The sequence below is a fragment of the Rhizobium rhizogenes NBRC 13257 genome (genome assembly GCF_000696095.1).
GTDB classification, from domain to species: domain Bacteria; phylum Pseudomonadota; class Alphaproteobacteria; order Rhizobiales; family Rhizobiaceae; genus Rhizobium; species Rhizobium rhizogenes.
Genome location: NZ_BAYX01000008.1, coordinates 190,306 through 202,439 on the forward strand (window position 1 = coordinate 190,306; position 12,134 = coordinate 202,439).

A 12,134-nucleotide genomic window follows, 5' to 3' on the forward strand; every position below is an offset into this window, starting at 1 on the left:
CCGTGCAAACTCTAACAGGCTGTTCTATCATTTAGATCAATGAACAGAACCCAGCTCTCTCAATTGGCGGTTCTTGCTGCCGTCGCCGCCCATCGCAGCTTCCGTGCCGCCGGCAAGGAATTGTCGATTGCGCCCTCTGCCGTCAGCCATGCCATCTCCAGCCTGGAAGAGAGCCTTGGCGTGCGGCTGCTTGCTCGCACCACCCGCAGCGTCTTGCCGACGGAGGAGGGCCAGACGCTGCTGGACCGACTGGCGCCGGCTCTGGAGCAAATCGATATCGCGCTGGAGGATACGCTGGCCATGCGCGGCCGCCCGGCGGGCAATTTGCGCATCACCGCGCCGCGCTTCGCCTCCGATCTGCTGATGGCGCCACGGCTCGGCGATTTCCTCAATACCTATCCCGACATCACGCTGGAGATCGCCAATGAGGATGGTTTCAGCGATATCGTCAAGGAAGGCTTCGATGCCGGCATCCGGCTGGAGGAGAGCGTCGAGGGGGACATGATCGCGGTGAAGGTATCACCCGACATCCGCACGGTCATCGCCGGATCTCCGGCCTATTTCGAGAACAATCCTAGGCCGTTGCACCCGCGTGATCTCGTCCATCACCGCTGCATCAAGCGGCGTTTTACCGATGGGTCGATCTATCGCTGGGAGTTCGAGAAGGATGGCCGCGAGCTGATCGTCGCCGTCGACGGCCCCTTGATCGTCATCGAGGACCGGCTCGCGGTTCTGGCGGCAGTCAACGGCGCCGGCCTCTCCTATCTGTTCGACATACGCGTAAAGCAGGAACTGGCGGACGGCAGCCTGATCCGCGTGCTGGAGGACTGGTGCCCGCCTTATCCCGGCTTCTGCATCTATTATCCCAGCCGCCGCCAGATGCGCCCGGCGCTGAGAGCCTTCATCGATTTCTTCAAATACACCGGGCCGTGAGGTGAGCAGCGGGAAAATCCGCTGCTGACGGAATCGGGTGGTGGTTCGCAGTAAAAATGTCTGAACTCGCCGTACGAACCGAGACAAGGATTGCAGAGGATGAAAAAGCCGGGATCGATGAAGGGCTTGGAGGAACTCGGACGCGTCAGGCTGTCGAAGAATTTCTTCTTCCGCGACTTCCTGCATTCGGAGATCGCCGATTTCTACCGCATTCCCAATATCCCCGAGGATCCTGATCTCGCGATCGAGAGCGGCCGCAGGCTTTGCGAGGAACTGCTGGAGCCGCTGGAGGCCACCTTCGGTCGGCTGCATATCCGCTCCGGCTATCGCGCCCCTGATGTCAATGCCTTCGGCAACAGGAACGGGCTGAACTGCTCGACCAATCCTCACACCGCCGCCCATCACATTTGGGACATGCGCGATCTGGACGACTGCATGGGCGCCGCCGTCTGCGTCGTCGTGCCGTGGCTGATCGATCATTGCCACGAGGAGGGAGATTGGCGGAAGCTGGCCTGGTGGATCCACGATCACCTGCCCTATGCCTCGCTCTGCTTCTTCCCGAAACTATGGGCCTTCAACATCCAGTGGCACGAGCGGCCGATGCGAACCATCCAGAGCTATGTCAGCCCGCGCGGCATGCTGACCAAGAGGGGCATGGCGAACTGGGAAGGCGATCATTCGGCTCTCTACGAAGGGCTGCCAAAGCTTAGAACTTGATGCGGTAACGAATGAGCCCATCGCTCTTGATGTAGCTGTCATAGAGCTTGCGGGCCGTGGCGTTGTCCTCTTCGGTGTGCCAATAGAGCCGCGCCCAGCCATTCCCCTTGCAAAGCGAGACGAGATCGTCGAGCAACGCTCGGCCGACGCCCTGGCCGCGTGTGCTTTCGTCGACGAAGAGGTCCTCGAGATAGCATTCCGGTTCTCTGATCCATGTGCTCTCATGCGTCAGGCACAGTGCGAAACCCTTGACCTCACCATCGACCTCGGCGACGCGCATGAACATGGCGGACACCGGATCGAATATCCGGCGCCATGTCATGTCGGTGATATCGGGCGCGACGTCGGCGCGATAGAAGGCGAGATATCCGGCCCAAAGCTTGCGCCAGCGGGTTTCGTCTTCAGGCTTGGCGTCGCGCACGACCACGGTCATCGGTTCGTCCTTGTCTATTCGCCGGCCTTGTCGAGCAGGGCCATGGCCTCGTCGGAAAGCTTGAGCTTCGCCGAATTGATCAGCGCGTCAAGCTGGCCGAGGCTGGTGGCGCTGGCGATCGGGGCGGTGACGCCTCGTTTGCGCAGCAGCCAGGCAAGCGCGACTTCGGCTGGCTTCGAGCCGGTTTCGTCGGAAACCTTGTCGAGAGCTGCAAGAATGCGCAGGCCCTTGTCGTCAAGATAGGCAGCCACTCGGTTTTCGCGCGCCCGTCCCTCGGTATCAGCCTTGGTGCGGTATTTGCCGGTGAGGAAGCCGGCGGCGAGGCTGAAATAGGTGATGACGCCGATGTCTTCTCGCACGCAGAGATCCGCCAGCGGCCCTTCGAAGCTGTCGCGCGCATAGAGGTTATATTCCGGTTGCAGCACGTCGTAGCGCGGCAGGCCTGTCTTGGCGGCGGCATCGAGGGAAGCCTGCAACTGCTCGGCGTTAAGGTTGGAGCAGCCGACATGGCGGATCTTGCCCTGTTCCTTCAGCTTGGCATAGGCGCTGAGTGATTCCTCATGCGGCGTTTCCGGGTCCGGCCAGTGCGACAGATAGAGGTCGATATAGTCTGTCTGCAGCCGCTTCAGCGAAGCGTCGACCGCCTGGAGGATATAATCGGCCTTCAGGCCCTTCTTGTCCGGCCCCATGTCCGAGCCGACCTTGGTGATGATGATGGCCTTGTCGCGGGCGATGCCGCTCTGCTTCAGCCACTTGCCGATGATCTCCTCGGAATCGCCGCCCTTGTTGCCGGGAACCCAGCGGGAATAGACGTCGGCGGTGTCGATCGTGTTGAAGCCGGCGTCGAAGAAGGCGTCGAGCAGGGCATAGGAGGTTTTCTCATCGGCCGTCCAGCCGAAGACATTGCCGCCGAAAACGATCGGGGCGACGAAAAGATCGGTACGTCCAAGCTTGCGCAGGTCCATGATACATCTCCAAATCACTTGAGTGGGAAGCTGGCGTCAGAGGCGCCAGCGGGGAGGGACAAGGCAGGCTACCGCCGAGGCCAGCGAAATTCCACTAACGATTTCTTTATTCGGCTGCGGATCGCCGGTAGTGGCTGGGCGGCAGTTCGTTGTATTTCGACCAGACTCGCCGCATGTGCCGCGGCGAGGCGAAGCCGGATTTTTCCGCCACGCGCTCCATGTCCATACGCGAATTGGTCAGCACGTCGCGGGCAAGGGTGACGCGCATCAGATTGACATAGGCGGTCACCGACAGGCCGGCATGCTCCTGGAACAGCCGGGATATATGCCGCGCGCTCATCGCGCCAATCCGGGCAAGTTCGGACAGCGACCAGCCATGGGCGGGGTCGGCCATGATTGCGTCCTGTACGCGGTGAATGGCGGGATGGACATGGTTTCGGCCGCTGAGCCAGGGCGAAAGCTGCGGTTCGGCGCCGGTGCGGCGCATATAGACGACCATGTGGCGGGCGATCGTCAAGGCCGTTACCGGCGAGGTGAGTTTCGAGGCGATATGCAGCATCAGGTCCGTGCCGGTGGAAATGCCAGCGCTGGAATAGCGCTCGCGATCCTCGACATAGAGCCTATTGTCGAGAACCCGCGCGGTCGGGGCATAGTGCCGGACCTCTTCGATGCAGGCCGCATGCGTCGTGCAGGCATGGCCCTCGAGCAGGCCGGCGCGGGCGGCGAGCACGGCGCCGGAACAGATGGTGACGAGCGTGATGCCGGGGCGGATGGCCGTCTTCAGCCAGGCGGTGAGAATATCCAATTCCGGTTCGACATCATCGGCGTCAGACGGCGGCGTGACGCTGCCGGAGACGACGACATAGGCTCCGTCGGGAATACGATCCGGCAGCGGCGACAGTTCGGCAAGCAGCAGTCCGACCGACGTCGTCTGCGTCGGCCGGGCGGCGATAAAGCGATAGTCGAACAGGACGTCATCCTGTTCGACATTGGCGCGGCGCAGAACCTCCATCGGCCCGGCGACATCCATCAGCAGCGTATAGGGCGGCAGGACGACATAGACCGGAATGATGCGGCGATGGACGTGTCTGTCGCCTTGGTTCATGCGGCGCTCCTGAGCGCCGTCGAGGCAAGCGCGTCTTCGACCGTCGCGATGCGGGCGAAACGGCCAGCCAATACCAGTTCGGTGCGCTTCTTGATGTCATCGGCGCTGAAGACCGTGCCCGACGCATGCGTCATCGGGAAGGTTAACGTCGCCTCGGTGACGTAGTCGACGGCATAGCCGAGATCGGAGGCATGGCGCGTCGTGGTTTCACAGCATTGCTCGGTGCGGATGCCGGAGACGATCAGCTTGCGGATGCCGTTTTCCACCAGCCAGACATCGAGACCCGAGCCGACCAGCGCGGAATGGCGATGCTTGTGGAAGACGGCGTCAGCGTCGAGCGTGATCTCTTCGAGCTTGCGGACATAGCCGCTCTTCAGGCTGAAATGCTCGTCGCCATCGCCGTCGACATGAAAAATCTGCACGACGGGAATGCCACGCGCCTTGGCGCCGTCGATCAGCGCCTGCAAGCGGCTGGTGAAGGCGGGCAGGTCGTCCGTTTGCCAGTAGGGACGCTGGCGGAAGGATTCCTGGACATCGATAACCAGCAGGGCGGTGTCGGCATGGGACATTTTCGTATCTCCTGTGTTTGAAGGATAGCCGAAGTTAGATCCCAATAGATAGCCAGGAAAGCCAGGTGTCGGACAAAATAAGGACAAATTCGGCCATCCATACTTTCGGAGCTTTTGCATGTTTTTGGCGGCGCGTCGTTCCAAGCCGTTGCGCCGTCGCTAAGGGCCGAATAAGGTCCACCCCGGTTTCATTCGAGCGATGACGCCTCCCTCGTTTCGCTCCGTCCATCAATGTCATAGGATCCCAGCCGAAAACCGCGCCGCGTTTGACGCCCTGCGGACCGTCGCTTCGGGATCATGTTCCAGGAGGAAAATCATGTTGCGTTTCGGAATCTTGTCGACGGCGAAGATTGGCCGCGATCTGGTCGTGCCCGCCATTCAGGATGCGGAAAATTGCGTTGTGACGGCGGTTGCCAGCCGCGATCTCGCCCGGGCAAGGCAGATGGCTGATCGCTTCTCCGTGCCGCATGCCTTCGGCTCCTACGAGGAGATGCTGGCCTCCGACAAGATCGATGCCGTCTATATTCCGCTGCCGACGGCGCAGCATGTCGAGTGGACGATCAAGGCGGCGGACGCCGGCAAGCATGTGCTCTGCGAAAAACCGATCGCGCTGAAGGCCGAGGAGATCGACAGCCTGATCGCCGCCCGCGACCGCAACAAGGTATTGGTGAGCGAAGCTTATATGGTGACCTATGCGCCGGTCTGGCGGAAGGTGCGCTCGCTTCTGGCGGATGGCGCCATCGGCCGCCTGCGCCATATCCAGGGCGCCTTCACCTATTTCAACCGTGATGCCGGCAACCTGCGCAACATCCCGGCGCTCGGCGGCGGCGGTCTGCCCGATATCGGCGTCTATCCGACGATATCAGCCCGTTTCGTCACCGGCCGCGAGCCCTTGCGCATCCAGGCGGTCACCGAGCGCGATCCGGAATTCGGCACGGACATCTATTCCAGCGTCAAGGCCGACTTCGGCGATTTCGATATGAGCTTCTATATCTCGACGCAGATGGCCAACCGCCAGGTCATGGTCTTCCATGGCACGGAAGGCTTCATCGAAGTGAAGTCCCCCTTCAATGCCGACCGTTATGGCGCCGAAGAGCTGGAGCTGACCAATCGCAGCCACACGGAATCGCAGATTTTCCGCTTCCCCGACAGCCGCCAGTACAGGCGCGAAGCAGAAGCCTTCGCGTCCGCCGCTCTCGGCAACAAGGAGGCCGAAGTTGTGTCGCTCGAAAGCTCCAAGCTCAATCAGAAGGTCATCGACGCCATCTATCGCGCCAGTGAAAAGGATGGATGGGAACCGGTCTGACCCGGAATTTCAGGGATTTTGCCGGTGGCGGAAGACGAAGCGCGAATAGCCGAAGAAGCTGAATGCCGTCGCTGCCGCTGATGCCAGGATCAATGCGATGATCGGCCGCAAGCTCGGCTCGGCGACCAGCAGCGAGCTGAACAGGGCATAGTTCAGCACTGCCGAGGTCAGGCCGACCGAACCATAGCGGAAGCCTTCGGCCGCCAGCGAGCGGCCGGAACGGCCAAAGGTGAAATTGCGGTTGAGGAACCATGTGGCGAGCAGCGCGCTCGGTATGGACACCGCCCGGCCGACAAATGGGCCGAAGGGCGTGTACCAAAGCAGCAAATGCAGCACGCCCGCATCGACCACGAAGCCAACGCCGCCGGCGATCAGGAAGCGAAGAAGCTTCTTCATGCAGCCTTGGCCCTTTTTCTCCGGCTTGCCGGCTTCTCGTGTTTCGTCATGTAGACCGTTTGCTCATCATCAATCCGGTGAGATGCGGGCTTGGCCAGGCTCATATAGTGAATGCGAAGCTGTTCGGCACGGGCACGGGCGACCGAGTCGAGGATCAGCCCGGCGGTGAACAGCATGAAGGAAATCATCATCAGCGCCATGGAGAGCACCCAGGTCGGCATGCGCAAGACCTGGCCGGTCTCGAAATATTCAACGAAGACCGGGATCATGAAGCCGATGCTCATCTCCATGGAAATGGCGCCCAGAATGCCGAAGAAGGCGAAGGGCCGCGTTTCCTTCATCAGCATCGCGAACATCCAGAGGATCTTCCAGCCGTCGCGGAAGGTCGACAGCTTGGAATGCGACCCCTCCGGCCGGCGACCGTAGTCGAGCTCCAGCTCGCTGACCGGCAGCTTCAGCCGGGAGGCATGCACCGACATTTCCGTCTCGATCTCGAAGCCGCCGGAGACGGCCGGGAAGCTCTTGACGAAGCGGCGGGAGAAAGCGCGGTAGCCGGAGAAGATGTCGGTGAAATCGGGGCCGAAGATGGTGCGGTAAAGCCAGTTGAAGATGCGGTTGCCGAAGGCATGTCCCTGGCGGCCGGCATCGTCGTGGACGCCGCGGCGCGTGCCCACCACCATATCGGAGCCTTCGGTCAGAAGCGTGCGGATCAGCTCCTCCGCATCGTCAGGCGCATAGGTGCCGTCGCCATCGGCCATGAGATAGATGTCGGCGTCGATATCGGCGAACATGCGGCGCACCACATGCCCTTTGCCCTGCCGGCGCTCGCGCACGACTGTTGCGCCCGCGAGCATGGCGTGCAGCGCCGTGGTGTCGGTGGAATTGTTGTCGTAGACGTAGATGCCGGCCTGTGGCAGTGCCTTGCGAAAGCCACGGACGACGTCGCCGATCGTGGCGGCTTCATTATAGCAGGGCAGGAGGACGGCGATGTTCAGCTTCTCGTTCCACATGGTCTCTGGCCAGTTCCTACGCGTGACTTTCACTTGCGACCTATTGGACGAGAACCTATCCCGTTGCGCGTTAATAAGACCCTAGGGCTGTGGGCGAAAAATGGCAGGTTGCGGCTTGCGAGGGAACATTATCGTGATATTTGCAGCCGCATTGCCCCGCTTTACGCTTTCTTGATTGCCAGCGGTTAGCGTGGCGCCCCGGATGTCCTTCGAATACGGGGTTTTATCGAGATGGCGCAGACGCTGACAGTAACGCGCGGAGCGGCCGTTACGGCGCAAACGGAAGTACCGTCGCTCTGGTCGCGGCCGAGGCTCGTCGCGCTGATCTACACGCTCTTCACCATCGTCGTGCTGCTGATCTTCAATCGCCATGCCACCGACTATGTCGGCCCCGACAATGATGACGTCATGCGCCTGGTCGAAGTGCGCGATCTCCTTGGCGGCCAGGGCTGGTTCGACATGATGCAATATCGCCTCGGCCTTGATGGCGGGACGCTGATGCACTGGTCGCGCTTCATCGACCTGCCGATCGCCAGCTTGATTGCCTTCTTCCGGCTGTTTCTCGCGCCGGAAAGCGCGGAAGCGGCGGCGCTCACTGTCTGGCCGCTGATGCTGGTATTGCCGTTGATGGCCTTCATGGGGCTTGCCGGCCGCCGGATCGCCGGCGTCGAGGGCATGCATTTCTCGCTGATCCTGACGACGCTCTTCGTGCTGACGTCCCGCCGCTTCATGCCGGGCTCGATCGATCATGACAATGTGCAGCTCGGTCTCGTCGCGCTCTCCGTCGCCATGCTGGCGGACGAGAGCTACCGTCCGCGCAATTTCGCCATTGCTGCGATTGCCCTTGCCATCGCGCTCGGCATCGGCGCGGAGACGACGCCCTTCGTCGCCGTCGCCTGCATGGCCGTCGCCGGTCTCTGGGCCTGGGATGGCGAGGTCTTCGCGCCCGCCGCCCGCGCCTTCGCCCTGACGCTGACCATTGCCGTCAGCGCTGCCTTCTTCGCGCTGGTGCCGCCGCATCTCTATTCCGCAGTCACCTGCGACAACCTCTCGCTCGGCTTCTACAGCATCACCAGCGTCGGCGGCGCCGGCCTGCTGCTGTCGGCGCTGTTTGCCAGCCGCCTGCCGCGGCCGTGGCGCCTGGCGGTACTGGCGGCCAATGGCGCCGCCGTCTTCGCGACGACCCTGGTGATCGCGCCGCAATGCCTGCGTAATCCGCTCGCCGATCTCGACCCGATGCTGGTGCAGCTCTGGCTGAACAAGGTCACCGAGGCGCAGTCGATTTTCTCACTGACGCAACATCAGCCGGAAACGCTCGGCGCCTTCTACTTTACCGGCTTGCTGGCGATCCTGCTTTGTGTTTTCCGCATGCTACGCGGCGAGCGCGTCCGGCTGCATGCGGTTCTCCTGGCCCTGGTCGCCGTCAACTGGATCATCGCGCTGGTGCAGGTGCGCGGGGCGGAGTTTTCCAATCTGCTCGCCATTCCGCCGCTCGCCATCCTGCTGGCTGAGCTTCGCCGCGTTTCCGCCGCCGACACGAAGAATGTTCGCGCCGCCGTGATGTATGTTGTCGTCACGCTGCTTTCCGTACCGGCTGTCTGGGCCGTCGGCGGTGCGCTTGCCAAGAATGGGGTCACAAACAGTTTCGCTGCCAATGTGGACGAGACGGGAGACTGCGCCTCAAGGGAAGCCTTTGCGCCGATCGCCGGTCTCGCCCCCGGCGTCGTTTCCGCGCCGTCGAATATGGGCTCGCCCCTTCTGCGCTTCACGCCACATCGCACGCTCTCAGGTCCCTATCATCGCGATCCCGATGGGATGCTCACCGAACTGCATATCGGCCTTGCCGAGCCGAAGGAGGCGGAAGCCTTTCTGCGCGGCGCGCATGTGACGTTGCTTGCCTTTTGCCCCGGGGACCCGCAGGTGCAGGAAGTTTCGGAGCTGAAGCCGGAGGGACTCTATGCCCAGCTCGGCAAGGGTCATGTGCCCGCCTATCTGGAGCCGATCCCGGCAGCGGCGAAGTCGGACGTGCGGTTCTTCCGGTTCAAGCCGCAGGATTGAACGTGCCGTTCAGGCCCGTCGCTGGTGTTCCAGCACGTCGAGCGTGATGAGGTAACCGATAAAGCCGAGATTGTAGCCGCCGAGCGCGATGAACAATGTTGTCAGCGGCGGTGGAACCATCGAGACGGCGACGGCTGCCATGAAGGCGACGCTCACCAGGGCCGCGCCCAGGATCGAGACGATCGCCGAGCGCTGTAGGCCGGCGGCAATTCCAATGATCGTGGCGGTTACGAATATCATCGCTCCACCTCCTCTTTACCAAGAACCAGTTTGCACAGAATTACACGGGGATGGCTAAGAAAGGCTTTGTGGATAGGGTTAACGTCTGATGAAGTCTCACTTCGCCACGGGTCCTATTGGACGTGCAAAGGACGCAGCGGCACTTTTTGAATCTCCGCATTTTCGGCAAGTTCGGATAAAAGACCGTATGAGCAGCTTCTTTGAGAATGATTCGCCGTCGAATCTTGCGGAATACTCCGTCTCGGAATTGTCCGGGTCGATCAAGCGCACCGTCGAGAGCGCCTTTGATCAGGTGCGCGTGCGCGGTGAAATCTCCGGCTATCGCGGGCCCCATTCTTCCGGCCACGCCTATTTTTCGCTGAAGGACGACCGCGCCCGCATCGACGCGGTGATCTGGAAAGGCACATTTTCGAAGCTGAAATTCCGCCCCGAGGAGGGAATGGAAGTCATCGCCACCGGCAAGGTGACGACCTTCCCCGGCTCCTCGAAATACCAGATCGTCATCGAAACGCTGGAACCGGCCGGTGCCGGCGCGCTGATGGCGCTGCTCGAAGAGCGCAAGCGCAAGCTCGGTGCCGAAGGCCTGTTCGATGCCGAGCGCAAGCGCCGGCTCCCGTTCATGCCCAAGGTGATCGGCGTCGTCACCTCGCCGACCGGCGCGGTCATCCGCGATATCCTGCACCGCATCTCCGATCGTTTCCCCGTGCATGTCCTGGTCTGGCCGGTGAAGGTGCAGGGGGAGGGTTCGGGCGACGAGGTCGCGAACGCCATCCGTGGTTTCAACGAATTTGAGCCTGGTGGCCTGCTGCCGCGTCCGGACGTGCTGATCGTCGCCCGTGGCGGCGGCAGCCTTGAGGATCTCTGGAGCTTCAACGACGAGGCGGTGGTGCGCGCTGCCGCTGCAAGTGAAATCCCGCTGATCTCCGCCGTCGGTCACGAGACCGACTGGACGCTGATCGACTATGCCGCCGATGTGCGCGCGCCGACGCCGACCGGAGCCGCTGAAATGGCCGTGCCGGTCAAGGCCGATCTGGAAGCGCAGCTCGCAAGCTTTGCCGCCCGCCTGCAGGGAGGCGTGAGCAGGCAGATGGACCAGCGCCGGCAGGCGGTGCGCGCGCTGCTGCGCGCGCTTCCCTCGCTCGACCAGCTTCTGGCCCTGCCGCGCCGCCGCTTCGATGAGGCGGCTTCCGGCCTCGGTCGCGGGCTCGAGCTGAATACGCTCAACAAGCGCCGCACCTTTGAGCGTGCCGCCTCGCATCTGCGGCCCGATGTCCTGTCGAACCGCATCGTGGAGCGGCGTCAGATGCTGAGCGAGCGGATGACCCGCGCCGAGCGCACCATCGAGCGGATGATCGACCGCGCCCGCGCCCGCATCGGCCGCGCCGACGCGGTTTTCGCGACGCTGCCCTCGCGGCTGGAGACGCAGACCGGACGTGCCCGCGATCTGCTCGGCAATCTTTCCCGCCGCACCGATACGGCGATCCGACATCAGCTGGTGCGAGCGCGTGGTGAACTGGCGGCGCAGGAGCGCGTGCTGCAATCGCTCTCCTACAAGAACGTGCTGAAGCGCGGCTATGCCGTGGTGCGTGACGAGGCCGACCGGCCGGTGTCGCTGGCCGCGGCGCTCGCCACTGGTGCGGCAATCTCAATCGAATTCGCCGACGGTCGTGTCGGCGCAGTCACCGGAGACAATTCCGTCGCCCCAGCACCCACGGAGACGCCGACCGGCGTGCCGCCACAGAAGAAGCGCGTTGCGAAACCGGCCGGTTCCGCCGATCCGTCGAACCAGGGCAGCCTGTTCTAATGCGCATCCTGCTGGTTCTGGCCCATCCGCTGGAGGATAGTTTTGCCGCAGCGGTGGCGAAAACGGCAAAGGAGACGCTCGTAGCCGGCGGGCATCAGGTCGACCTGCTCGATCTCTATCGCGAGGGCTTCGATCCGCGCCTCTCCGAGGCCGAGCGGCGCGGTTATTTCGATCAGCCCTACGACACCGCCGGCGTCGCGGATATCGTTGCGAGGCTACAGGCGGCCGATGGGCTGATACTGGTCTTTCCGCAATGGTGGTTCAATTTTCCGGCCATCCTCAAGGGCTTCTTCGATCGCGCCTTCGCGCCCGGCATCGCTTTCAGCCACGATGCCGCCGGCGGCCGTATCGTGCCGAAACTCACCAATATCCGCTTGTTCTGGGCGCTGACGACGACCGGCTCGCCCTGGTGGATCGTCCATTTCTATATGGGCAACCCGGTGCGCCGCCTGCTGAAGCGCGGCATTGCCGCCTTCTGCGCCAAGCAGCTCGATTTCCGCATGCTGACCCTGCACGACATGGACCGCGTCAGTGAAGCTGGGCATCTGGCTCATCTCGCTCGGGTCAGGGCGGCTCTGGCCGCCCTCTAGTTCCGTCC

General features: G+C 62.5%; 13 protein-coding genes. 6 read left to right on the forward strand and 7 right to left on the reverse strand.

Features of this window, described 5'->3' with window-relative positions; translation table 11 throughout:
* Window positions 1-39: 39 nt before the first annotated feature.
* The gene (locus RRH01S_RS19565) at window positions 40-933 is read left to right on the forward strand and encodes a LysR family transcriptional regulator (protein ID WP_007693958.1); all 894 of its coding nucleotides are present in this window, start codon (window positions 40-42) and stop codon (window positions 931-933) included.
* A gap of 99 nt (window positions 934-1,032) precedes the next feature.
* Window positions 1,033-1,650, forward strand: a complete 618-nt coding sequence (locus tag RRH01S_RS19570; protein ID WP_007693962.1) for a hypothetical protein — start codon at window positions 1,033-1,035, stop codon at window positions 1,648-1,650.
* Here RRH01S_RS19570 and RRH01S_RS19575 read toward each other — a convergent pair.
* From RRH01S_RS19575 to RRH01S_RS19590, 4 genes are all read right to left on the reverse strand, one after another.
* A complete protein-coding gene (locus RRH01S_RS19575) occupies window positions 1,640-2,083 on the reverse strand; it encodes a GNAT family N-acetyltransferase (RefSeq protein ID WP_034520021.1) in 444 nt (147 codons plus the stop codon). The genes RRH01S_RS19570 and RRH01S_RS19575 overlap by 11 nt on opposite strands.
* Before the next feature lie 14 nt (window positions 2,084-2,097).
* Window positions 2,098-3,048: an aldo/keto reductase gene (locus RRH01S_RS19580; protein WP_007693966.1), complete on the reverse strand. Its 951-nt coding sequence runs from the start codon at window positions 3,046-3,048 to the stop codon at window positions 2,098-2,100.
* 106 nt (window positions 3,049-3,154) lie between these two features.
* Window positions 3,155-4,153 carry a GlxA family transcriptional regulator gene (locus RRH01S_RS19585; protein ID WP_007693967.1) on the reverse strand — a complete coding sequence of 333 codons (999 nt, stop codon included), beginning with the start codon at window positions 4,151-4,153 and terminating at the stop codon, window positions 3,155-3,157.
* Window positions 4,150-4,722 (reverse strand): isochorismatase family protein, encoded by a 573-nt coding sequence (locus tag RRH01S_RS19590; protein ID WP_012650825.1) that lies wholly within the window; start codon window positions 4,720-4,722, stop codon window positions 4,150-4,152. Before RRH01S_RS19590 ends, RRH01S_RS19585 begins: the two co-directional genes overlap by 4 nt.
* A gap of 316 nt (window positions 4,723-5,038) precedes the next feature.
* Here RRH01S_RS19590 and RRH01S_RS19595 point away from each other — a divergent pair, with 316 nt between their 5' ends.
* Window positions 5,039-6,028: a Gfo/Idh/MocA family protein gene (locus RRH01S_RS19595; protein ID WP_042473798.1), complete on the forward strand. Its 990-nt coding sequence runs from the start codon at window positions 5,039-5,041 to the stop codon at window positions 6,026-6,028.
* Window positions 6,029-6,037: 9 nt separating this feature from the next.
* Here the strand turns inward: RRH01S_RS19595 and RRH01S_RS19600 are convergent, their stop codons facing one another.
* Complete coding sequence (locus RRH01S_RS19600) at window positions 6,038-6,424, reverse strand: GtrA family protein (RefSeq protein WP_012650827.1); 387 nt, start codon at window positions 6,422-6,424, stop codon at window positions 6,038-6,040.
* The gene (locus tag RRH01S_RS19605; protein ID WP_012650828.1) at window positions 6,421-7,434 is read right to left on the reverse strand and encodes a glycosyltransferase; all 1,014 of its coding nucleotides are present in this window, start codon (window positions 7,432-7,434) and stop codon (window positions 6,421-6,423) included. Before RRH01S_RS19605 ends, RRH01S_RS19600 begins: the two co-directional genes overlap by 4 nt.
* A 231-nt stretch (window positions 7,435-7,665) precedes the next feature.
* Between RRH01S_RS19605 and RRH01S_RS19610 the strand changes: the two genes are divergently transcribed.
* A complete protein-coding gene (locus RRH01S_RS19610; RefSeq protein ID WP_012650829.1) occupies window positions 7,666-9,492 on the forward strand; it encodes a hypothetical protein in 1,827 nt (608 codons plus the stop codon).
* 9 nt (window positions 9,493-9,501) lie between these two features.
* Here RRH01S_RS19610 and RRH01S_RS19615 read toward each other — a convergent pair whose 3' ends face one another.
* On the reverse strand, window positions 9,502-9,732 hold the full coding sequence (locus RRH01S_RS19615) for a hypothetical protein (RefSeq protein ID WP_007693980.1): 231 nt from the start codon (window positions 9,730-9,732) through the stop codon (window positions 9,502-9,504).
* Window positions 9,733-9,919: 187 nt separating this feature from the next.
* Between RRH01S_RS19615 and xseA the strand changes: the two genes are divergently transcribed.
* A complete protein-coding gene (gene xseA, locus RRH01S_RS19620; protein ID WP_042473802.1) occupies window positions 9,920-11,536 on the forward strand; it encodes an exodeoxyribonuclease VII large subunit in 1,617 nt (538 codons plus the stop codon).
* A complete protein-coding gene (locus RRH01S_RS19625) occupies window positions 11,536-12,126 on the forward strand; it encodes an NAD(P)H-dependent oxidoreductase (protein WP_012650831.1) in 591 nt (196 codons plus the stop codon). Before xseA ends, RRH01S_RS19625 begins: the two co-directional genes overlap by 1 nt.
* Window positions 12,127-12,134 lie beyond the last annotated feature (8 nt).

What these genes read in the sequence shown, in the direction of transcription:
- RRH01S_RS19565 (WP_007693958.1), top strand. Translation starts at nt 40, where the DNA reads ATGAACAGAACCCAGCTCTCTCAATTGGCGGTTCTTGCTGCCGTCGCC.
- RRH01S_RS19570 (WP_007693962.1), top strand. Translation starts at nt 1,033, where the DNA reads ATGAAAAAGCCGGGATCGATGAAGGGCTTGGAGGAACTCGGACGCGTC.
- RRH01S_RS19575 (WP_034520021.1), bottom strand. Translation starts at nt 2,083, where the DNA reads ATGACCGTGGTCGTGCGCGACGCCAAGCCTGAAGACGAAACCCGCTGG.
- RRH01S_RS19580 (WP_007693966.1), bottom strand. Translation starts at nt 3,048, where the DNA reads ATGGACCTGCGCAAGCTTGGACGTACCGATCTTTTCGTCGCCCCGATC.
- RRH01S_RS19585 (WP_007693967.1), bottom strand. Translation starts at nt 4,153, where the DNA reads ATGAACCAAGGCGACAGACACGTCCATCGCCGCATCATTCCGGTCTAT.
- RRH01S_RS19590 (WP_012650825.1), bottom strand. Translation starts at nt 4,722, where the DNA reads ATGTCCCATGCCGACACCGCCCTGCTGGTTATCGATGTCCAGGAATCC.
- RRH01S_RS19595 (WP_042473798.1), top strand. Translation starts at nt 5,039, where the DNA reads ATGTTGCGTTTCGGAATCTTGTCGACGGCGAAGATTGGCCGCGATCTG.
- RRH01S_RS19600 (WP_012650827.1), bottom strand. Translation starts at nt 6,424, where the DNA reads ATGAAGAAGCTTCTTCGCTTCCTGATCGCCGGCGGCGTTGGCTTCGTG.
- RRH01S_RS19605 (WP_012650828.1), bottom strand. Translation starts at nt 7,434, where the DNA reads ATGTGGAACGAGAAGCTGAACATCGCCGTCCTCCTGCCCTGCTATAAT.
- RRH01S_RS19610 (WP_012650829.1), top strand. Translation starts at nt 7,666, where the DNA reads ATGGCGCAGACGCTGACAGTAACGCGCGGAGCGGCCGTTACGGCGCAA.
- RRH01S_RS19615 (WP_007693980.1), bottom strand. Translation starts at nt 9,732, where the DNA reads ATGATATTCGTAACCGCCACGATCATTGGAATTGCCGCCGGCCTACAG.
- xseA (WP_042473802.1), top strand. Translation starts at nt 9,920, where the DNA reads ATGAGCAGCTTCTTTGAGAATGATTCGCCGTCGAATCTTGCGGAATAC.
- RRH01S_RS19625 (WP_012650831.1), top strand. Translation starts at nt 11,536, where the DNA reads ATGCGCATCCTGCTGGTTCTGGCCCATCCGCTGGAGGATAGTTTTGCC.